This is a genomic window from Asticcacaulis excentricus CB 48, assembly GCF_000175215.2.
Lineage (GTDB): Bacteria > Pseudomonadota > Alphaproteobacteria > Caulobacterales > Caulobacteraceae > Asticcacaulis > Asticcacaulis excentricus.
The window spans coordinates 122050-144219 of sequence record NC_014818.1 but is presented as its reverse complement, the minus strand read 5'-3'; the positions used below and the strand labels follow the sequence as shown (position 1 = coordinate 144219).

Here is a 22170-nt window from a genome sequence, read left to right as displayed (position 1 = left end):
TTTTTTTAATTAAAGTTTTTCAGATATTTAAGTTTTTTGCGACCACAAATAAGAGGTCAACCAAATTACGAATTTGACGAAACGGTGTCTCATATATGACACAAGCAAAAATATCCACGGTATACAAATCGCTCAAAACGGTTTGGTTTGCCAATGTTTGGGCGGCAAGCGTTTGCCTTTCACTCGGATAGGTCAAACCAATATTGGCCCGCCAAAGCGCCGTCCTGAGCGGTTAGCCGCTGAGTCGCCAGACGTATGCGCTCCCGGTTAACCGGCATGCCGCGCAAGGAGCAGAGCCATTGCAACCCATTAGGGTGCAGACTGGTTCTATAAAAATACATTCATAACAATATTTTAGAATCCTAATCGCCAACCACGCCGGTTGTGTCGCAGTTATCTGCACGGAAAAAAGCGACACAGTTTTGATATAAAAAATTGACAGGCCAATTTTTTGACGCATAGACTACTCTCATAGCCACCCTCACCCGGCGGCACAGAATTATCGGGCTGAATCAAATATTAAATGCGATATTTCTTCGGCTCAGCAGTAAATCCGGCCTGTCATTCACCTTTTGTTTCCCATAAGGCAGCGTAATCAAGGTCAGTTGCTGTTCGCGTTCCTTCCTCCGTTGAGACCCTGCAATGCCCGCACTTAGCCGCCGGACGTTCCTTTCAACCTCAATGGCCACGGCGACCGCGCTGGGCCTCATGATGCCTGTGGCGCGCGCCGAAGCCACCACGACCTCCGCCGCTGAGGGTGTGCTTAGGCGCCTTCTGGGCAGGGAAGCGGCGCGTGTGCGTCTGACGCTGGATGCTTCCGGCACCACTCCGTGGTACGCGGCCAAAAGCACAGGCGCTAGCGTCACCATCGCAGGCAACTCACCGGTGGCCCTGACCCACGGTGCTTATAGCTACCTCAAAAGCGCAGGGGCGGCGAACCTGAGCTGGGAAGGCAACCGCGTTGCCCTGCCTACGCGCCTGCCGAACGCCAGTGGAACAAAGGTCGAAAGCCCGTTCGCGCACCGGGTTTATATGAATACCTGCACCTTTGGGTATACGACGCCCTTTTGGGACTGGGCGCGCTGGGAGCGCGAACTGGACTGGATGGCGCTTCACGGCATCGACATGCCGCTGGCTATGGAAGGACAGGAATATGTCTGGCAGGCTCTATGGCGCGAGCTGGGCCTGAACGACGCCGAACTGTCTGACTATTTTTCAGGCCCCGCCTTCACGCCCTGGCACCGTATGGGCAACATCGAGGGCTATCTGGCGCCCGTTCCGCAGGCGTGGATCCAGAAGAAACACAAGTTACAGAGCCGCATTCTGGGCCGCATGAAAGAACTGGGCATGACGCCCATCCTTCCGGCCTTTGGCGGCTATGTGCCCAAGGCCTTTGCACAGAAGCACCCGCAGGCGCGCATCTATCCCATGCGTCCGTGGGAAGGCTTCCATGAGACCTACTGGCTCGATCCGGCCGATCCATTGTTTGCGAAGATCGCCGCGCGTTTCATCGCCCTCTACACTGAGACCTATGGCGAAGGCCGCTACTATCTGGCCGATTCCTTCAACGAGATGCTGCCGCCGATCTCACACGACGGTTCGGACGTCAAGAACGCCAAGTACGGCGACTCAACCGCGAACACGAAGGAAACAGAGACCGTCGTCGATCCGGCGGTGAAAGCTGAGCGACTCGCCGCCTATGGCAAAGCCATCTATGATTCCATCCGTCAGGCGCGGCCCGATGCCGTGTGGACCATGCAGGGCTGGCTGTTCGGCGCAGACAAGCACTTCTGGACGCCCGACGCCATCGGGGCTTTCCTGCGCGACGTGCCGCAGGATAAGCTGATGATCCTTGATATCGGTAATGACCGCTACCCCGGCGTTTGGCAATCGAGCAACGCCTTTCAGGGCAAGCCGTGGATTTACGGCTATGTGCACAATTACGGCGCGTCAAACCCCGTCTATGGGGATCTCGGCTTCTACCGCGACGACATCCGGGGCCTTCTGGCACGCAAGGACACGGGCGACCTCAAGGGCTTCGGCCTCTTCCCCGAAGGTCTGCACAACAACTCCATCGTCTATGAATACGCCTATGATCTGGCCTGGGGTCAGGCCAATCAAACGGTGACCGAATGGCTCACCACCTACCTGAAAAGCCGATATGGTCAGGTGACGCCCGCGCTTATTTTGGCATGGAGCACCTATGTCGAGGCGGCGTTTTCGACGCGCTACTGGTCGCCGCGCTGGTGGCGCAGCAAGGCTGGGGCCTACCTCCTGTGCAAACGCCCGACGGCAGATATGGTCGAGTTCGAGGGCCACCCGGGCGACCGCAAAAAACTACGCCGCGCGATTGATGCCCTTCTCTCGCTGAAAGGTTTTGGAGGCTCGGCGCTTTATCGCCACGACGTAATTGATGCCGTGCGTCATCTGGTCTCCGAAGAGATCGACGACCGTCTGATCGCCGCCATGAAGGCCTATAAGTCGGGCGATGTGAAAACCGGCGACGGCTTGCGCGAAGAGGTCATCGCGCTGGTCACGCAGGTCGATACGCTGATGGGGGCGCAGCCCGACACGCTGGCCAGCTGGATCGATGAGGCGAGCGCCTATGGCGATACGTCTGAAGAAAAGGCTTACTATGTGATGAACGCCAAGGCGCAGGTCACAGTATGGGGTGGCAAGGGCAATCTCAACGACTATGCTTCGAAGGCGTGGCAGGGGCTCTACAAAGACTTCTACCTGCCGCGCTGGATGAAGCTTCTGGCCGCCTTGCGCGCCTCGGCAAGCGGAGGCGCGCCTTTCGATCAGAAGACCTTTACGCGCGAACTGATCGACTGGGAGCAGGCGTGGGTCAGGGCCGATATAGCCTTCAAGCGCCACGCGCCGAAACAGCCGCTCAACGCCGCCCGGGCTCTGGTTGCGCACCTAGGGGCCAAGACATGAGCGCCGCCCGCTACACCGCCCTTGACGTGTTTCGTGGCCTGACGGTCTGCGTCATGATCGTGGTGAACACCTCGCCCGCCGGGGCGGAGCCGTTTGCGCAGCTTCAGCACGCGCAGTGGTTCGGCTTTACCCTGACCGATCTGGTCTTTCCCTCGTTTCTGTTTGCCATCGGCAACTCGATGGTCTTCGCCTTCCGCAAGCCTCTGCCGCACAAAGAGTTTCTGCTGAAGGTGCTGAGACGCTCAGCCCTGATCTTCCTGCTGGGTTATCTGATGTACTGGTTCCCCTTCGTGCATCAGACGACAGACGGGGCATGGGCCTTCAACGACATCGGCCATACGCGCATCATGGGTGTGCTTCAGCGTATCGCGCTCTGTTACCTGTTTGCGTCGCTGGCGGCGCGATATCTGTCAGTGCGCGGTCTGGTGATATTGAGTGCGCTGCTGCTGTTCGGCTATTGGGGACTGCTCTACGCCTTCACACCGGCCGCCGACGCGCTCACCATGACGGGCAATCTGGGAGCGAAAATCGACCAGTTCGTGCTGGGCCTTGACCACATGTACCGCGGCGGGGCCAAGGGTTATGAGCCCGAAGGCCTGCTCTCGACACTTCCCGCTATTGTCAATGTGCTGGCCGGCTATCTGTGCGGCCGTCTGATTCTCGACAGCGAGGACCGTCGGCGCACCGTCATGATCCTCAGTGGGGCCGGGCTTGCGCTGGTTGCGGCGGCTCTGGTGTGGAGTTTTGGCTTCCCCTTCTCCAAGCGCCTGTGGACGTCGTCCTTTGCGGTGCTGACCATCGGGCTCGACTGCCTGATCCTGTCCGGCATCATCGCCTATGTCGATCTGGCCGAGCGGCGCGAGGGTCTGGGCTTCTTTGAGACCTTCGGGCGCAATCCCCTGGTCATCTATCTGTTCTCAGAACTTTTGGTCACAGTCCTGCAAACCTTTAAGAACGCCGACGGCCATGGGCTTTACGACCTGATCGGCCTGCACGTGTTCCAGACGCCGTTGACAGGTTCGTGGGGCGCACTGGCCTGCGCCATGTGTTACATGCTGATCTGCTGGGCTCTGGGCTGGTGGATGGACCGCAAACACCTCATTATCAAACTCTGATCCGGGCAACCGGACCGTCCTGTCTCTGTTATTAGCGTGACTATCATGAGCGACATTATCCCTCCCCTCTACTATATCGGCGTTGATGGCGGCGGCACGCGCTGCCGGGCGCGCCTGCGTAACCGCGCCGGGCAGGTGCTGGGCGAAGGCTTTGGCGGGGCGGGCAATATCCGTCTGGGTTTGGGGCTCGTGTGGCGCAACATCATGGCCGCCGTCGATGAGGCCCTGTCGCAGGCGCAGCTCACCCATGCCGACCTGCCCGACATCCATATCGGGCTGGGCCTAGCCGGGGTCACCTCGGCCACCAGTGCGCAGGTGACAGTCGATGCCGGCCCGGATTTCGGCGCAATCTCGGTGGCCAGCGACGCGCACGCCGCCTGTCTGGGGGCCTTTTCGGGCAAGGACGGCGCTATTCAGATCTGCGGCACGGGCAGCGCAGGCTATATTCTCAGCGACGGCGTGGGTCACGGGATCGGCGGCTGGGGCTTCGAAGTCGGCGATGACGGTTCAGCGGCAGGGCTTGGCCGGGCGGCCCTCAGGGCGGCGCTGCGCGGCTTTGACAAGATCGCCCCGGCAACCGACTTCACGCGCGAAATGATCGCCTCGTTTGGCGGGCAACCCGCCGACGTGATCGCCTTTGTCACCACAGCCACACCCAGTGACTACGGCGCTATGGCCCCCACCATCATGGCCTATGCCGAGAAGGGCGATCTGGTCGCCACGGCACTGGTGCGCGGGGTGGCCGAAGATATCGGGCTTTATCTGCGGCGACTGCACCATCTGGGGGCTAAACGCATCGCTCTGGTTGGCGGTCTGGGTGAGCCAATCCGCCCCTGGCTTTCGACGCGTGACGCGGCGCTCCTCAGCGAGCCGGAACAGGACGCCGTCGAAGGGGCGATCCTTTTGGCCAGAGGGGCCAGCAACGGTCTGGCCTCGCCCGGCAAGATCCTCGTCTGATCTGATTACCGTCCTCCCCGAAACGCCGGACAAAGCGTGTGCCGGCTTCGGCAACTGGGCGCATCCTCTCCAAATTCCGGACTTTTGAGAGGGTGCGCCTCTTTTATGATTGCGTGACCGATGACACCCAACCGACGCTCCGTAATGGCCAGCCTCCCTGTCCTCGGCATGGCCACCACTCTGACCCCGGCCGCGACGGCCGCCCCAGAGCCAAACAGCCCGCGTCAGCGTCTGCGCCTTGAGGACGACTGGCGCTTTCACTTCGGTCATGCCGAAGATCTGGAACGCGATTTCGGCTTCGGTGCCAATCAGCGTACCCTCGCCAAGCAGGGCCGCAGCGGTGCCAAGCCCGACGCGGCCGATTACGACGATTCCACCTGGCGGCCCGTCATCCTGCCGCACGACTGGGCGGTCGAACTGCCCTTCGTTAACAATGAAGACTATCGCCGCAATCCGGCGGACAAGGACGATGAGGACTACGCCGCCGCACACGGCTATAAGCCGATCGGGCGCAAGTTTCCGGAAACCTCGGTCGGCTGGTATCGCCGTCTGATCACACTCGACAAGGCCGATGCGGCCCGCTGTCTGTGGTTGGAGTTCGATGGCGTATTCCGTGACGCCACCATCATTTTTAACGGCTATGTGCTGGAGCGGCACGACAGCGGCTACACCTCTTTCAGCGTTGATATTAGCGATTTTATCAATACCGACGACACGCCCAATGTGCTGCTGGTGCGCGTCGATGCCTCCTATGGTGAAGGGTGGTTCTACGAAGGGGCCGGCATCTATCGCCACGTATGGCTGGTCAAGGCCGACCCCGTGCATGTGCCGCAATGGGGCGTGTTTGTTCGGCCGAAGACGAACGGCATGGTCGAAGCTTCGGTCGATCTCGTCAACCGCAGCGACGCGCGACGCGTCACCACGCTCGATGTCACTGCACTGGACAGGGATGGCACCGCGGTCGCCACGACACGCCAGACGGTCGAACTGGCGGCGCAGTCCCGGGCGACCCGCGAGGTGCGCCTGACCCTGCCACAGCCGCGCCTATGGTCCATCGAAAGCCCCTATCTTTACACGCTGCGGGTGGAGGTGACCACGGAGGCGACCCGCGATCTTTACACGCTGCGTTTCGGTCTGCGCGACCTGCGTTTTGATGCCCAAGAGGGCTTCTTCCTCAATGGTAAACCCCTCAAGATCAAGGGCACCAATAACCATCAGGACCATGCCGGAGTCGGCGCGGCCATCCCGGATGCGCTTCAGGTGTGGCGTCTGAAACAACTCAAAAGTCTGGGATCCAACGCCTATCGCACCTCCCACAATCCGCCGACGCCGGAACTGCTCGATGCCTGTGACGAACTTGGGCTTCTGGTCATCGACGAAGCGCGCCAGATGACCTCCAGCCGTCAGGGCCTGAGCGAGCTTGAGGCCCTGATCCGCCGCGACCGCAATCACCCCAGCGTCATCCTGTGGTCCATCGGCAATGAGGAACCGCAGCAAATGACAGCGCGCGGCCTGAAGGTGGCAAAAAGCATGGCGCGGCGCATCCGTGAGCTTGACCCGACGCGCAAGGTCAATGCCGCTATGAACAAGGGCTTTGGCGACGGCATAACAACGGCGCTGGACGTCATAGGCTTCAACTATCACGAAGCCCAAATCGAGCCCTTCCGCACGCGCTTCCCTGACATGCCCATCATCGGCACCGAGACCGCCAGCGCTGTGTCCACCCGCGGCGAATACAAGACCGACGCCAAACGGCAGGTCGTGGCGGCCTTCGATACCGAACACCCCTATTGGGGCGCGACGGCGGAAAGCTGGTGGAGCCTCTATAATTCAAAACCTTACCTGCTGGGCGGCTTTATCTGGACCGGGTTCGACTATCGCGGCGAACCGACACCGTTTAACTGGTGGCCTTCGGTCGCCTCCAATTTCGGCGTCTTCGACAGTTGCGGCTTCCCCAAGGACGTCTATCACTATTACCGCGCCTGGTGGCAGGACGAACCCGTGCTGCACCTTTTGCCGCACTGGAACTGGAGCGAAGGCGAGACGGTTTCGGTCTGGGCCTATTCCAACTGCGATGAGGTCGAGCTATCCCTCAATAGCAAGTCGCTGGGCCGCCAGACGATGCGACGCGACTCGCATCTGGAATGGACCGTTCCGTTTACACCGGGCACCCTCACCGCCTATGGCTATAAGCGTGGCAAGGTGGTGATGAAGACCGAACGCAAGACCGCCGGCGCGCCTCATCGTCTGATACTCAGCGCCGATCGGATGCAACTGAGCGCTGACGGTCAGGACGTGGCGATGGTTAGCGTCAGCGCCGTCGACAAGGTCGGCACCCCCGTGCCGCTGGCTGACGATCTGATCCAGTTTGCGTTGACCGGACCGAGCCGTCTGATCGGCGTCGGCAACGGCAATCCGAACAGCCACGAATCCGACAAGGCCCCTTATCGCCGCTTGTTTAACGGCTATGCGCAGGCCATTGTGCAGACGACTAAGACCAGCGGACGCTTCACATTTCAGGCCCGCGCCGAAGGCCTGACCGCTGCCTCCCTCACCTTCACTTCGCGATAGATGATACCATGACCTTTAAAATCAGTGCCGCCCTCCTGCTGCTTATGGCGACGCAGGCCCTTGCCGGAGAACCGATCAGCACCCGCTTCAATGCCGATCCGTCACCGCACGTGTTCAACGGCAAGGTCTATCTCTATGCCACGGATGATGCTTCCAATTCCGGTAAATACTGGGATTCGACCAGTTGGCGTCTCTATACATCGAACGATCTGAAAACCTGGCGCGACGACGGCGCGTTTTTGGATGTTACTGTCTTCAAGTGGGCGCGCCCCGATGCCAAGGCCTGGGCCCCCGAAGCCGCCTATCGCAACGGCAAATACTATTTTTACGCCCCCGTGGGCGGCGATAAGATTGGCGTGGCCGTAGCCGACAACCCGGCCGGGCCATTCAAAGACGCACGCAGCGACGCCCTGATCGACAAGGCGCGCGACGCCAACGCCGGGGATGAACCCATCGATCCGCAGGTGCTGATCGACGATGACGGGCAGGCCTACCTGACCTTTGGCACGCGTGTGCCCAAAATCGTCAAGCTCAATGCCGATATGACCTCGCTGGCCGGCCCGATCGAAAATCTGGTCATAAAGGGCTTTCCGGCGGATGACCCCAAGAAGAAGTACGGCGAGGCCCCGTTCCTGCACAAGCATAAGGGCCTCTACTATTTCAGCTTTTCAACCGGCTGGCCGGGGCAAATCGTCTATGCAACCTCAAAGACGCCAATGGGGCCCTACACCTATCGCGGCGTGATTTTTGACTATCTGAAAATCTCGACCAACCATCAGGCGATCCTCACCTTCAAGGGTAAGCCATGGTTCTTCTATCACGACAACCTGTTGCCCGGCGGCGGCGACCACAAGCGCTCCATAAGCATCGCGCCGCTGCGCTATAATCGCGATGGCACGATCCGCGAGGTCAAGGTAAAGCCCTAAACGCCTACTTTAAGGTAAGCACAATGAGCGATTTAGCGGGCTGCATCACAACCAGATACCCGTTTTCGAGCCGCGCCTCGTCAAAGGTGTGCGGTTTTACGGTGTCTGAGCGTCCGAAATCATTGTGGGCGTCCATGTCATCCGCCGTCAGTATTTGCGCACTGATCGCCTGAACATGCAGGTCGCGCAGATCAAGACGCATCTCCACGGCGTCGTGTGGTGACAGATTGCTCAGGGCCACCAGATAGTCGCCGTTTGTCGCGCGCGCCGCCACTCCACTGAGCGACGGCATCCAGGTGGTACCGACCTTAATATCCGGGGCAGCCAGCCGCAGCGGCAGGGCAGTGGCCTCCTGAAACGGCACGTACATCTGATAGGCGTAGTAGGTTGGCGTCAGCACCATCTGCGGCCCGCGCGTCAGGATGAGCGATTGCAGCACATTGACCGTCTGGGCGATGTTGGCCATGCGGACCCGGTCGGCATGACGGATAAAGATGTCGAAATTTACTGCTGCGACCAGAGCGTCGCGCAGGCTGTTCTGCTGATAGAGGTGGCCGGGATCCGTGCCCGGCTCGACCGTGTACCAGGTGCCCCATTCATCGATAAACAGCGCCACGCGCTTTTGTGGATCATGAGCGTCCATCACGCGGGAATGGGCGGAGACATACTCGTCCATCTTCAGGGTCTGCACGAAGGTATCTGCCCAGTCCTGTGCGTCGAACCCCGTCGCGGGCTTTGTCACATCGACATTGCCGGTGGGCGAGGTGTAGTAGTGGACGGACAGCGCGTCCATATTCTCCAGCGCCTCAGCCATCACGGCGTCGGTCCACCCGGTCAAGCCATTCTTGGCCCCTACGGCGACCCGGGTGGCCGCCTGACCGGGCTGCGGATGGTAGAAGGCAGTAAAGCGCATGAAGTCGCGCGCGTACTGCTGCGGCGTCATCTTGCCACCGCAGCCCCAGTATTCGTTGCCGATCCCGATGAACTTGACCGGCCAGGGCTTGTCACGACCATTGCGCCGACGCTCCTGCGCCAATGTGTCCTCCGCTTCCGAGGTCATATATTCAACCCACTGGCGCATCTCGGTCGGCGTGGAGGCTCCGACATTCATCGACACATATGCGTCGGCTCCGATCTGCTCGACAAAGTCAAAATATTCATGCGTACCAAAGGCATTGGTTTCGGGCGATCCGGCCCACCAGTTGTTCTTACGCGCCGGGCGTTTGGACCGCGGGCCAATGCCGTCACGCCAGTTATATTCATCGGCAAAACAGCCGCCGGGCCAGCGCACAACCGGCACATGAATGGCTTTCAGCGCGCCCACAACATCGCTGCGGATGCCGCGCACATTGGGGATGCGGCTGTCCGGTCCAACCCAGATGCCCTCATAGATGCCACGCCCCAGATGCTCGGAAAACTGACCGAAGATGTAGCGGCTGATGACCGGGCCCGATGGTTCGGCCATCACCACTCCGGAGGCGCGAAATGGCTCGGCCAGCGCAGCCCCGGCCAGGAGGCACCCACTCAGAACCATGCCCGCCAGATAGCGCCAGGGTCTTATATTTACGCTCAGATCGTGTCTCATACCCCTGCCCGGAAAAAGCCATGACGCCTTGATTTGGCCAACCAATTTGGTAGGCCTGAGGAAAGTGGTCTGTCAATTCAATTTGCAGTCGCCGTCGCGGCTCGCAAAACGGTATTGGGTCCAAATCAAACCTTGAGCGCGCATCAAAACTCGTTTTAATATACTCAGACTAATAACAAGACTTCCGGAGGATATCATGCGCATCTCACGTCGGGCCTTTGCAGCCCTCACCGGTTCCTCCCTTGCGGCCGCGGCCCATGCCGCCCATGCCAAGGGGCTGAGCGCGCTCGACACCAACGGGCATGTGATCCGCCTCCCCGCGCCAAATGCGTCAGGTTTTCAGTATCAGCGGCTGAGCGAAGGCGTTCAGTTTTACCTAAACGGCGTCACCAAGACGGTCCTGTTCTATGGCCCCACCACCGTGCGGGTGAACGCGCATCTCGGCAAAAATCACTGGACCAACAAGAGTATCGTCATCCTCGGCCACCCCAAATCCGTCGCGTTCCAGATCGAGGACAGCAAGACCGCCCTACGCATTAAAAGCGCGGCCTTGAGCATCGAGATCGACAAGGCTTCGGGCGCGCTGAGCTTCCTGTCTGCCGATGGCCGCCTTTACACGCGCGAACGCGCCACGTCACCGCAGGCCATTCGCCCGGTTACCTTGCAGGACGCTCAAAGCTATGAGGTCGAAAACAGCTTCACCCTGAAACCCGGCGAAGGCATTTATGGCTTTGGCTATGTCAACGAAGCGACGCTGAACCGCCGCGGTCAGAACCTCCTTCTGGTGCAGACCAATACCGGCATCATCATCCCCGTCATGGTGTCTTCCGAAGGCTACGGCATCCTGTGGGACACCTATTCAAAGATGCGGTTTTCTGACAAAGCTGATGGCGCTACCCTTTGGGCTGAAAGCGCGCCGGGCGGCGTCGACTACTACTTCATGGGCGGCGGCAGCGCCGATAAGGTCATCGCCGCCTACCGGACCCTGACCGGGGCCGCGCCCATGTACCCGAAACAGGCCTTCGGCCTGTTCATGAGCAAGGAGCGCTACCAGACACAGCAGCGCTTAGTCGAAGTGGCCGAGACCTTCCGCAATGAGGGCTTCCCGCTCGACTATATCGTGCAAGACTGGCAATACTGGGGCTCCGATAAGGACGGTAGCTGGAGCGGCATGATCTGGGACAAGGAACGCTTCCCCGATCCCGACGGCATGATCCGCAAAATCCATGATCTGCACCTGAAGCTGATGATCTCCATCTGGCCATCCATCGGCAACGACACGGCGCTCGCAAAAGAACTCGACAGCTACGGCCTGCGCTTCAAGCCGCTCCACTGGATCTCCAAAAAGGCGCGCATCTATGACGCCTTCAGCGCCAAGGGCCGGCAGATCTATTTCAAACACATCAAGCATGGCTTGCTGGACAAGGGCGTCGATGCCCTGTGGATGGACGGCACCGAGGTCGAGGTGGGCACGGCCTGCTGGGACGCGGTCGAAGTGGAGGCCGATATCAAAAGCCTTGGCGTCAACGCCATGGGCGATTTCACGCGCTACCTCAACCCCTACACCCTGATGACGACGCAAGGCACCTACGACGGGCAACGGGCCACTGGCAATAAGCGCGTGCTGACCCTGACGCGCTCGGCCTGGGCCGGCGCACAGCGCACAGCGGCCACCTCGTGGTCAGGTGATATCTTTGCCAGCTGGAAGACCTTTGCCGAACAGATTTCGGGTGGGCTCAACGTCACCATCACCGGCAACCCCTACTGGACGCAGGATACGGGCGGCTTCTTCGTCACCACCTTCCCCGGCGGTGAAAAGAACCCGGCCTACAGAGAGCTGTTCGCCCGCTGGTTCCAGTTCGCAGTATTCAACCCCCTGATGCGCGTGCATGGCACCAGTATTGAGCGCGAGCCCTATATCTTCAAAACACTGGACCCCACGGTCTACGCGGCGCTGCTTGACGCCGTGCATCTGCGCTACCGCCTGCTACCCTATATCTATAGCCTGAGCTGGCAGGTGACCTCCTCGCACTACACGCTGATGCGCGCCCTTCCTATGGACTTCCCGCACGATCCGAGAGTGTACGACATCAACGACACCTTCATGTTCGGCCCGGCCTGTCTGGTGCAGCCGGTAACTCGCGCCATGTATAATCTTCAGGACCCACCGGCGACCACCATACCCGCATCGGCGCTGCGCACACCTGACGGGCGTCCGGGGCTAGCCGGGCAGTATTTCGAAGGCGAGAATTTTGAAACTCCGAAGGGCAAGGTCACCGACGTCAAACTGGATCACACCTGGCCGGGGCCACCTCTGGCCGAAGCGCCCGGCGGTTTGAGCGGCCTCAACAGCTTCTCCGCCCGTTGGGAAGGGCAGATCATCGTTCCCGAAGACGGCGAGTTTGAACTGGGGCTAGAAGGTGATGACGGATATCGGCTGTTTATAGACGGTAAGCTGGCGGTCGAAGATTGGGCGAATGGCGCGGCGCGCTATAAAGGGACCAAACTCACCCTGAAACGGGGGCAGGCCGTCGCGGTCAAGATTGAATATTACCAGGCGACCGGCGGACGCTCCCTGCGTCTGGCGTGGCGCACGCCCGCCGATCTGCGCGCTTTGGCCGAAAGCCGTAAGGTCACCGACCTCACCATGCACACCTACCTCCCGGCGGGCAGCGGCTGGTACGACTTCTGGAGCGGTGAAAAGGTGGCGGGCGGTCAGACCCTGACGCGCGAAACCCCGCTCAATGTGTTTCCGTTTTACATCCGCGAAGGGTCGATCTTGCCTTTGGGGCCGGTCATGCAGTACGCCACCGAGCAACCTGATGCGCCCTATGAGGTCCGAATCTATGCCGGGGCCGATGCCGCTTTCACGCTTTATGAGGACGACAACGAAACCTATGACTATGAAAAGGGCGCCTACTGCACCTGCGCGCTGAACTGGTCGCAGGCGACGCAGACCCTAAGCGTCGGCGCGCGTCATGGAGGCTTCCCCGGCATGGCGCAAAAGCGCGCGCTTCGCTTTGTTCTGATCGACGGGCAAAACCCGCCGCAGACCCGCAGCCACCTCTATGACGGGCAAAAGGTCGCTATCCGCTTCAAAGGTTAAACGAAAGGGGGCACATGCCCCCTTTCTTATCAAACCACGCCGTAGATTTTGAGGGCCACACCAAACTCATGGCTGGCCGCCGCCGGGATGTCGATGACCAGACCGTCAGCGCTTTGACGGAAGGTCAGTGGATCGCGGCTGCCCACGACCTCCACCCGCTTGACACGCTTCTGATCGCGCCCTTGGAGCGAGCGGATAGTGACCGTCTGCGCCGGACGGCCCAGCGTGATCGCATAGAGGGCCTTGCCTTTGGTCGTAAAGCGCAGGTCTTCGGCGGTAAACGGTTTTTGTGAGCTTTCGCCGAACATGCCCGCGCCAACCTGGGTCGGGCCTTCGCCAAAGACCTGCCACGGGCGCGTGCCATAGATGGAGTCAGAGAAGCGCGACATCCAAGAGCCAATACCCTCGACGATCTTGCGTTCCTCGGAGTCAATCGTGCCGTCCGGGCGCACCGGCACGCTCAGCAGCAGATTGCCGTTCTTGGAAACGATATCACACAGGCGATGGATGACGTCGGCGGCCGGGCGGTACTTCTTTTCGTCATACAGGCGGCGGTTATAGTGCCACTGCCCGATGCAGGTGCAGGTCTGCCACGGCCGCGCGTCGATACCGGACTTCGAGCCCCGTTCGACATCGGCGACGATACCGCCATTAAAGGGGCCGTGCGGCTTCATGTTGACGACGGCCTCGACCTTGCCGCCATTCCATTTGGCGGAGGCATTGTAGAAGTGCGCGGTGATATCAAGCCCGGCCTGCCCCAAAGGCAGGTCGAAATTGTCGAAATAGACCATATCCGGACGATAGCTATCGATCAGGTCCTTGCACCGCAGATACCATTGGCGCGTAAAGGCCGGATTGCGCAGCGGCGGCTTTTCATCCCACACCCGGTCGTTCAGTTCGTGCCAGGCATTGGCAGTTGAGATGCTGTCGAAGCCATCGGGGAGCGGCATAACCGCTCCTCCATAAAGCTCTTGCGGATCAAGGCCTTCCCACCACTTGCCCTTACCATCCAGCTTATTGAGCTTGTAAGCATCATAGCGTTCGCCGCGACGTGGGCCTTCGGCGTCGTAGCCATAGGCCGTCTGGAACCAGTGCCAGGCGTGGGCCGAGTGGTTAGAGACACCAAAGCGCAAGCCCCGCTTACGCGCCGCCTTTTCCCAAATGCCGACAATATCCTTGCGCGGGCCAATACGCGTTGAGTTCCAGTCGTGGAAACGCGAAGCGTACATGTCGAAATTGTCGTGGTGGTTGGCCATAGACATGAAGTATTTGGCGCCGGCGCTGACATATAGATCAAGCAACTCATCGGGGTTCCAGTTTTCCGCCTTCCATCGCGGCAGAAGGTCCATAAAGCCCGTATCCGCCGGGTGACCATAGGTCTTGACGAAGTGCTTATAAGACCCACTGCCCTGCAGGTACATTTCGCGCGCGTACCAGTCGCCTGCTTCCGGCACACACTGTGGCCCCCAGTGCGCCCAGATGCCAAACTTGGCGTCACGGAACCAGTCCGGCACCTGATACTGGCTTTCCAACGACGTCCATTGCGGCTTGAACGGCCCGTCGGCAAGGGTGTCAAAGCCCGGCTCGACGAGCTCCGCCGCACCGGCGGGCATGGCCGATGCCAGCGCCAGACCGGCGCTACCACGGAACCACTCGCGTTTCGTCATCTTCATGGCATCGCTCCGTTTGTTTTATATGGAAAATGGCTTGTTATATTCAAACTTTAATTTGTAGGACTTTTTTTGACAAGCCCGAACTCGAACGACCCATGTCCATTCAGCATAAAAAAAGCAGTGTGGCCGACGACCACACTGCTCACAGTCAGTTAGAATTGCACCTATAGGAGTGGAGTGGACCTAAAAGGTCGCACGCACGGTTGCCGTAATCGTGCGGCCATCATAGTCGATCTGACGGATCATCCGTTCGTCACCCTGATATTCCTTACGGTAGGAATTGGTCAGGTTGTACGCATCCAGAGACACCGTTATGCTATCGCTGACATTGTAGGACGCCGACATGTCGAGCTGGCCACGGGCCGCCGCGTTACGGGCAGCGCCGTAATAGGTGCCCTGACCGTCGAGATTGTACTCCGAACGCCAGTTGTAAACCGCGCGCACCCCAAATTTCGGCGTCTCATAGTAGAGGATCGCATTATAATTGAATTTCGAAATGCCCGGGAACGGCACTGCCGCCGCGCCTGTGCCTCTCTGCTTGGCCTGGGTAAAGGCATAGTTCACAGAGCCCCCGAAGTTCTTCCAGAAGCCGGGAAGGAAATCGAAGTTTTGCTGGATGTTCAGCTCGAGACCACTGACATAGGTGGGGGACGAGATATTGTACTGACCCGATCCGATCACATGGTAGCTCGTCGTCACCCCATTCGTCGTGGTCGTAGCACCCGTAGCGTTACAATAGGTGCCGTCCCAGCTCAGAGGCCCATAGCCCCAGCCGCCGCCGTCTGCCGGACAGAGGATCGACAGATCCGCAATATTGGCAATACGGTTGGACAGCTTTTTACGGAAGTAGGCGATCGAGATCAGACCATTCGGGCGGTTATACCATTCCCAAGACAGATCCCACGAGTCCGCTGTGTAAGGCTTCAGACGATTGCCAGCAAAGCTCACCGTCACATCAGTAATAATGTTGGTGGACGTCGAAAGACTATTCGTCGAGTAGGAGTAGGTCTGAACCGGGCTGCTGGTGCGCGGATCAGGACGGACGTAGGTCTTGTAGTATGCCGCACGCACGACCATGTCATCACGCACGTCATAGACCGCAATCGCCGACGGCAGGAGGTGGTCGTAGCTGCTCTTATAGGTGTTCCAGGTGTAGTCAGCCAGGGCACCGACACCACCATTGCTGGTCACACGCGCTGTACGGTCAAGCGTTTGAGCCGTATAGTCTGTGGTTTCGCTGCGCACGCCGATGTTTCCGCGCAGGCGACGGCCCAGCACTTCGGTGTCAAACTTCGCCTGGAAATAGGCCTCCAGCAGCTCATTGGTGATTTCGAAGTTGCTGCCGCTGAAGCCGCCGTCGGCGTAGAAGATATTAAACCCAAGTTCGGACAAGCCACCGTTTGCATAACGCGTGACTGGAGTGATGGCTGACAGGAACGGTTTCGGGTCAATCACGTACCAGTTGCTGTTGATGCTGGCATTGCCTTCCATAAAGTCATCGGCTGAAGGCGACTTGATAAGCATGGAAGACGTCACGTTCTGGGATTGAATCCCATAAACCATGTTGCGCACACCCGACATCTTATAGGTGTTCTTCTCCTTACGCACGCCGGCCGCTACGCTCGAAAGCGGGCCGAAATCGAGCGTACGATCCACATCGAACTGCAAAGATTCGACCGTCTTGTCCGCATAGCGGTGCGTACCGGCAACGTGGAGGATATAACGGCTGTCGGCTGAGAACAGATCCGTAGGCGCGCTCGGACGCCAGTTCCAATAACCCGCCTGATAGGCGGTCGAAGTCGCGTCATAGAAGGGCATCGCAAAGATGGCATTCTGAGGCTGCGGGGAGACCACCTGCGAATAGCCATCGAGCTCGCCAAAACCCGTATTGAGAGTGCGTGTCAGGGTGTTCGCCCCGCCCGCAGCTGTGTTCCCAATGGTTCTCAGGTCAGCTTCGGTTTCCAGCGAGCGGTTAGACGACTTGGTAAGAGTCAGAACCGTTGAGAGCTTCCACTTTTCGTTGGTCCAATCGGCATTGGCTACGATACCTTCCGCGGCCTGACGCTGCGAGAACATACGCGTTGAGGCCTTGGCATCGAAGTTCGTCACCTGCGTTTTTTCCATCACCGCATAGCCATTGCTCATGACTACAGGGGTACTTAGACCCGTAACGATGGAATAGGGTGTCGAACTGCTGGTAGCCGTAGCGCTCAGCATGTAGGGCTCGTTCAATTGCCAGTATTGCACTGTATCGGGCAGGTCGCGCTCGCTGTAATAGCCGACGACACCCATTTTCAGGTTTTCGTTGACGCGCCATTCCGCGCCACCCGAACCGGTGATCAGCGTTCCCACGTTCATACGCGTATATTGACGCATCAGGCCCAGCGACCAGACCCCACCTTGCGCCAGTGAACCGACGTTAGACGGAGCGGTGTAGCCACTTGTCCCCAGAACGGCCGACAGACCACAGGTCTGATCGGTGGCGCAGGTCGTTGCCGAAGACGAGTAATAGGCACCATACTTATCAGCAAACTGCTGCTTGGTCAGGCCAGAGTTCAGCAGACCCAAACGGCTGTAACCGTTAAAGCGCAGGGTATCACGACGGAAGTTTTCCTTGCGGATCGCCAGAACACCAAAGACCGCAAAGTCGCTGTTGATGTGCTTGTTGTAACCGAAGGTCGCTGACGGGGCACCTAGGCCACCGAGCGAGTTACGCTCATAAGAGCCCTTCACAAAGCCGCCGTCTTTGCGTGACAGGGCCGGGGCGATCTGCATATCAATATTGCCCGAAAGGCCGCCCGACTGGCTGTTGGCCATCGGGGACTTCTGGACAGAGAAGGCAGAGAAAATATCGGAGTTGAATGCACCCATCGGTGTGCCGTCGGCGCCACCGGTCGTTTCCAGATAGGGCGGGTCAGCGAATGCCTGACCATTCAGGGTCGTACGTGCGTAATAGCCCGGCATACCACGAAGACCGATATTAGCGTTCCGCCCTTCGGATTCACGGTTGATCTGAATGCCCGGAATACGTTGCAGGGCTTCACCCACGTTCAGGTCCGGGAACCGTCCGAGGCCGTCCGAGGAAATACCATCGCTGATTTCAATACTGTTGCGCTTCGCGCGCACGGCGTCGGCGACACTGCGCTTAAAGCCTGTGACAACGACTTCGGTAACATCGCCGCCGGCCGCCGGCTTCGCGTCCTGCGCATAAGCCGTTGCGCCCATGCTCATCAGGACGGTTGCGCCTAATAGCGCCGACCGGAAACCAGTTCCCCCGAGTTTTGCGCCCTTATTCATTCTACTTTCCTCCTGTAACCGCCCTTACCCGGAAGATGATGCCTCGGCTAATCCCGGAGGCCGTTAAGCCTCTTTGCCTATCCCTCGCAGGTGGGTGCACTGACACCTAACCTCTGGGGGGCCCTATCCGATCGACGCTTGCGAGCGGCGTCGCGGACCCGAAATGAGCTTGAAATCTTTTTCCTGGGTTTGGGCGTATGCCCGTTTGTTCTGGCCTAAGGAGAGTTGCTATCTGTTTTCTTGCCACTTCCTGAGACTTCGGGAAGGGTAAGATCACGGTTACGGAATGTCAATTCCGCGAAATTCTAGTAATAGAATTTTTATTCCAAAAACACGCCTCGCAGTAGAGGCCCAAGACGCTGCAAAACTCGCAACCCCATAAAATTAAACCAATTTGTTTTATTTATTGAACCGAGGTCGAAATTTTGGCCTGACAAATTTTACGCAAAATGTGACCAAAAAAACACGAAATGCTTTATAAAACAGCATTTCACAGGTCAATTGGTATGACCATTTCGACTTAACTCGCGAGCGATTCGAATTCCCTGATCGAAGTTAATCGCTGAGGTGCGATCCTTAAAGCGTGCGTTTGGCCGAAGAAACGCCGCCCCATAGACCCAAGATCCACCCCGCAGGACGCGTTGCCGACAGTCAGCTGAGCTGAGTGACATCCCATCCTTTTCGGGGGCCGCATCGGCCTCGCTCCAGCAATCCTCTACCCATTCCAGAGCGTTGCCGAACATGTCGTAGAGCCCAAAGCCATTTGCCGGCCGCGTCCCCACTGGCTCCGTCCTCTCACGTGGTGCAAATACCGCCTGGGTGGCATCCAAATCTTTAGCTGACTTAGAGGAAGCGGCTTGACCGGCACGCGCTGCATACTCCCATTCTGCGTCGCTAAGCAGCCGATAGGTTTGACCTGTCTTGGTGCTCAACCAGCGGACATAGGTCTGCGCATCATTCCACGAGATATTAATAACCGGACGTCTGTCTCGTCCCCACCCCAGATCACTGATCCGTGTGCAGGCTTTGGCGGCCACGCACGCATCATATTCGCGGAAAGTAACTTCAAAGCGCCCAACCGCCAGCGCCTTTATCTCAACCTCTGTGATCGCCGGTTTTTTATCGCCTTTGGGAGCCTCGCGCGTAAACCGACCGGCCGGGATCACGACCATTTGCGGGCATACGTCGGCGCAATCACTGAAGACCTCTCCGGGCTTCAGGCCGTCTGACGCCGTCGCCGCCACAGCGACTGTAATGCCTGTAAGGCTTACGCCGCCCGCACAGGCAAAAATCAAGGCTGACAAACCCACCAATTTACGGAGGATGAACATACGCGTTTCCTGTTGGATTAGGCTGTTTTGCTCAAGGCTTGCGGGGCGGTCAGAAGTGCGCATGTTCCACCTTTCGCAGACGTTTCTCCGGAACAGTGAGGCTGCCTGTTGTTGCAAAATCAGTAACATTGTTCAGGACGAACCTGGTTTCCTGATCAGGAAGTCGCAGCGCATTCAGGTGCACACCCTCAACATTTTGCATCCAGAACGCGGGCCTGGCGTCTGAAGTCTGGAGATCAAAAGAGAGGTTGCTGAAAACCAGGTTCCGCGCATGGCGTACAAAAAAACCATGCGCTGGCAAATGCCCGAACATGGTGGGCTCTGGATAGCCAGCCTCGTTTTGCAGCGGTATGATCGACGCGAGCGCTTCGTCGCCACCACCCTCTTGTTCAAAATGGCATTGACTGATCTGAACGTCTTCCACCGGGTGCCCTTCAATGCCCGCGATGATCGACGGCATCCTGTTGGCACCTGATGAAGTGATGTTGGTGATGAGGACGCGGCGCAACGTGCCCACAGAGAGCGAGGCCGGTCCGCGCATGCGACGTCCCAGTCTGAGGAAGACCGGCGAGGTCGTGACGTCACGCATAGTAATATTGCTGATCGTTATGTCTTCCAGACGTGCCCCATCCACCGTTTCCAGCGCCAGCCCGCGACATTTATCGAATACGCAGTTCGTAATGGTTATGTTACGGAACCCACCATTGGACTCTGTGCCGAACTTAATGCGTCCGTGTGACCCGCGCGGGGCAAACGGATAGACCTTCCACGTCCCGTCCAGCACCGAGCCGATTTCGTAGCTGCCGGACACATAGCAGTTATCAATCGTTACGTTTTCTGTTGCGCGCGCATAGCCCAGCGCGAACGACGATTTGGGACAGATAGCATCATCCCACGGCGCGTTGATAGTGCAGTTACTGACTCTAACGTTGCGACAACAATCAATGTCCAGTCCGTCGCGGTTGGTGTCGATCAGCAGGTTATCGATGGTCAGATTGTCCACACCCGTCGCCAGCAGGGCAAACCATCCTGCCTTTAACATGCGGAAATCACGCAACAGGACGTTGCGACACAGCTTAAGGGCAATGGATTTGTCACCGACGCCGGGTCGACCAGAGATCGGCATATCGAAATCATAGTCGTGGCCGCGTCCCAGCCCCTTACCCCAGATCAGGCCGGGACCTTCGATGGCAATATCGCTCAGACCCTCACCCCAGATCAGGCTATTTCGCCAGTGGCTATGTCCATGATCCTGATAATCGCGATAGCTTTCCGGCAGTTCGACATCCTGATCATAGCCGCCCGTTGCCAGCCCCTCCTTTGGCGTGGGGGCGGCCAAAATGACCGCACCAGCATCGAGGTACAGGCGAATACGGCTTTTCAGGCGGATCGTGTAGCACGCATAGGTGCCCGCCGGAAAATAGAGGGTTCCACCGCCTTGGGCCGCAAGTTGCTCAATGGCGGCATTGATGGAGGGGCTGTCGATGGTCACGCCATCACCGCGCGCTCCGCAATGTCGGACATTCAAGCCGAAGGGCGTGTCCGGAGCCCCAGGCCCTGCCCATGAGATCTCAGGCAAGGTCAGGCCGGCCAGCGTGGCCGGCAGCATGGCCAAAAGCGCTCGCCGGCCTAACGCATTCGTTGGCTGCGGTGTGCTATCCGATGGCGCCGGATTTTGGTCTGGTCGCGTAATTTTTCCGAAAGGGGGTGACCACTTTATCGGCTTGCGCGCCAGAGACTTCATAGGGGGCAGCTTCATGGCAGGCTTTCGATCAAAAAAGAAAGGCGTGAGATCGTCCAAAGCGGACTATGGGTGATTTACACTCTTACGAATGAGGGTTATGCGGCAAAGCAGACGCGTAAATCATGATGGCGTTTTCACTTAAAACTGTCCCGATTGAGACCCCTCATCGGCTCCAGGGCCCCTGATGGCGCGCCTCGATGAAAGAGGTCAGGGTCAGGCGCCCTGTAAACGCGTTCTCCACGTGCCTGTTTGCGTTCGCTATAATCGCAGAATGCAGCGCGCGTGAGCGATAAAGCACAAGACGATTGAAGCGCGCCTCAACCTCATACACCACGTCGAACAGAGGATGTGCTGCATCGGGATAGCCCCTTATCGGCGGCCCATGCAGCAACTCCTGACCCAAACGCAAATTGTAGGCTTCGCTGCGGTCAGTTGAGACACGCTCAAAACCGGTTGAGCGGTGACGATAAAAGCGCGTCCCACCCCAAGTTTCGTCACACAGATAAACCACGATAGCCAGATTTTTGTCCGGTGTTGAATCGTAGTGAGGAAGGCTCCGCGCCTGTGACAGGTGTTCCGGTTGGAAAGAGATAACCGAATAGGACGATGCCATGGACACCTCGTCCTCCTCTGTTACCCCAAACACCTGCTGCATGAGTGGCTGCAAAGCGTAGAACAACGCTGCGTTAAGCCCTTCGGGGACGGCCGCACGTACACCCGGATAGGCCGCACCGCCGGGCCCAAACCGGGCCTGCGTGGTCGCGTAGTGCACCAGAGCGTCCGGGTCGAGAAAGGCATCATCAATAATGATCAACGGCTCCTTTTCCGCGCCCACAAGCGTCGCCTTGGGTCGGGATGCGAAGTTGAGCCCATGGCTGGTTTCGTTGATCATGACTCAGCCTTTCTGCGGGGTTCCACCGGCACC

12 protein-coding genes are annotated in these 22170 nt (G+C 58.7%); 6 read left to right on the top strand and 6 right to left on the bottom strand.

Translation table 11 applies throughout. From position 1 onward, the window contains the following. Nucleotides 1–642 precede the first annotated feature (642 nt). From ASTEX_RS17965 to ASTEX_RS17945, 5 genes are all read left to right on the top strand, one after another. Nucleotides 643–2940: an alpha-N-acetylglucosaminidase gene (locus tag ASTEX_RS17965; protein ID WP_013481059.1), complete on the top strand. Its 2298-nt coding sequence runs from the start codon at nt 643–645 to the stop codon at nt 2938–2940. Then, nucleotides 2937–4055: an acyltransferase family protein gene (locus ASTEX_RS17960; RefSeq protein WP_013481058.1), complete on the top strand. Its 1119-nt coding sequence runs from the start codon at nt 2937–2939 to the stop codon at nt 4053–4055. Before ASTEX_RS17965 ends, ASTEX_RS17960 begins: the two co-directional genes overlap by 4 nt. Nucleotides 4056–4100: 45 nt before the next feature. Continuing rightward, on the top strand, nt 4101–5012 hold the full coding sequence (locus ASTEX_RS17955; protein ID WP_013481057.1) for a glucosamine kinase nucleotide-binding domain-containing protein: 912 nt from the start codon (nt 4101–4103) through the stop codon (nt 5010–5012). A gap of 144 nt (nt 5013–5156) precedes the next feature. Next, on the top strand, nt 5157–7583 hold the full coding sequence (gene galA / locus ASTEX_RS17950; protein ID WP_013481056.1) for a beta-galactosidase GalA: 2427 nt from the start codon (nt 5157–5159) through the stop codon (nt 7581–7583). 8 nt (nt 7584–7591) lie between these two features. After that, a complete protein-coding gene (locus ASTEX_RS17945; protein ID WP_013481055.1) occupies nt 7592–8509 on the top strand; it encodes a family 43 glycosylhydrolase in 918 nt (305 codons plus the stop codon). 4 nt (nt 8510–8513) lie between these two features. On the opposite strand, the gene ASTEX_RS17940 is transcribed toward ASTEX_RS17945, so the two are convergent. Further along, on the bottom strand, nt 8514–10094 hold the full coding sequence (locus tag ASTEX_RS17940; RefSeq protein WP_013481054.1) for an alpha-N-arabinofuranosidase: 1581 nt from the start codon (nt 10092–10094) through the stop codon (nt 8514–8516). Between the two features lie 196 nt (nt 10095–10290). Between ASTEX_RS17940 and ASTEX_RS17935 the strand changes: the two genes are divergently transcribed. Continuing rightward, a complete protein-coding gene (locus ASTEX_RS17935; protein WP_013481053.1) occupies nt 10291–13200 on the top strand; it encodes a glycoside hydrolase family 31 protein in 2910 nt (969 codons plus the stop codon). A gap of 29 nt (nt 13201–13229) precedes the next feature. On the opposite strand, the gene ASTEX_RS17930 is transcribed toward ASTEX_RS17935, so the two are convergent. The 5 genes from ASTEX_RS17930 to ASTEX_RS17910 all read right to left on the bottom strand — a co-directional run bounded on the left by ASTEX_RS17930 (nt 13230) and on the right by ASTEX_RS17910 (nt 22137). Continuing rightward, nucleotides 13230–14873, bottom strand: a complete 1644-nt coding sequence (locus ASTEX_RS17930; protein ID WP_013481052.1) for an alpha-L-fucosidase — start codon at nt 14871–14873, stop codon at nt 13230–13232. A 183-nt stretch (nt 14874–15056) separates the two neighbouring features. Beyond that, complete coding sequence (locus tag ASTEX_RS17925) at nt 15057–18170, bottom strand: TonB-dependent receptor (protein WP_013481051.1); 3114 nt, start codon at nt 18168–18170, stop codon at nt 15057–15059. A 497-nt stretch (nt 18171–18667) separates the two neighbouring features. Continuing rightward, entirely contained in the window at nt 18668–19564 is an 897-nt protein-coding gene (locus ASTEX_RS17920) for a formylglycine-generating enzyme family protein (RefSeq protein ID WP_013481050.1), read from the bottom strand. Further along, nucleotides 19551–21110 carry a rhamnogalacturonidase gene (locus tag ASTEX_RS17915; RefSeq protein WP_013481049.1) on the bottom strand — a complete coding sequence of 520 codons (1560 nt, stop codon included), beginning with the start codon at nt 21108–21110 and terminating at the stop codon, nt 19551–19553. Before ASTEX_RS17915 ends, ASTEX_RS17920 begins: the two co-directional genes overlap by 14 nt. A 298-nt stretch (nt 21111–21408) precedes the next feature. Further along, nucleotides 21409–22137 (bottom strand): DUF6445 family protein, encoded by a 729-nt coding sequence (locus tag ASTEX_RS17910; protein WP_013481048.1) that lies wholly within the window; start codon nt 22135–22137, stop codon nt 21409–21411. Between the last annotated feature and the right edge of the window lie 33 nt (nt 22138–22170).

Excerpts from the sequence above, each read along its gene's own strand:
- ASTEX_RS17965 (WP_013481059.1), top strand. The coding sequence starts at position 643 with ATGCCCGCACTTAGCCGCCGGACGTTCCTTTCAACCTCAATGGCCACG.
- ASTEX_RS17960 (WP_013481058.1), top strand. The coding sequence starts at position 2,937 with ATGAGCGCCGCCCGCTACACCGCCCTTGACGTGTTTCGTGGCCTGACG.
- ASTEX_RS17955 (WP_013481057.1), top strand. The coding sequence starts at position 4,101 with ATGAGCGACATTATCCCTCCCCTCTACTATATCGGCGTTGATGGCGGC.
- galA (WP_013481056.1), top strand. The coding sequence starts at position 5,157 with ATGGCCAGCCTCCCTGTCCTCGGCATGGCCACCACTCTGACCCCGGCC.
- ASTEX_RS17945 (WP_013481055.1), top strand. The coding sequence starts at position 7,592 with ATGACCTTTAAAATCAGTGCCGCCCTCCTGCTGCTTATGGCGACGCAG.
- ASTEX_RS17940 (WP_013481054.1), bottom strand. The coding sequence starts at position 10,094 with ATGAGACACGATCTGAGCGTAAATATAAGACCCTGGCGCTATCTGGCG.
- ASTEX_RS17935 (WP_013481053.1), top strand. The coding sequence starts at position 10,291 with ATGCGCATCTCACGTCGGGCCTTTGCAGCCCTCACCGGTTCCTCCCTT.
- ASTEX_RS17930 (WP_013481052.1), bottom strand. The coding sequence starts at position 14,873 with ATGAAGATGACGAAACGCGAGTGGTTCCGTGGTAGCGCCGGTCTGGCG.
- ASTEX_RS17925 (WP_013481051.1), bottom strand. The coding sequence starts at position 18,170 with ATGAATAAGGGCGCAAAACTCGGGGGAACTGGTTTCCGGTCGGCGCTA.
- ASTEX_RS17920 (WP_013481050.1), bottom strand. The coding sequence starts at position 19,564 with ATGCGCACTTCTGACCGCCCCGCAAGCCTTGAGCAAAACAGCCTAATC.
- ASTEX_RS17915 (WP_013481049.1), bottom strand. The coding sequence starts at position 21,110 with ATGCTGCCGGCCACGCTGGCCGGCCTGACCTTGCCTGAGATCTCATGG.
- ASTEX_RS17910 (WP_013481048.1), bottom strand. The coding sequence starts at position 22,137 with ATGATCAACGAAACCAGCCATGGGCTCAACTTCGCATCCCGACCCAAG.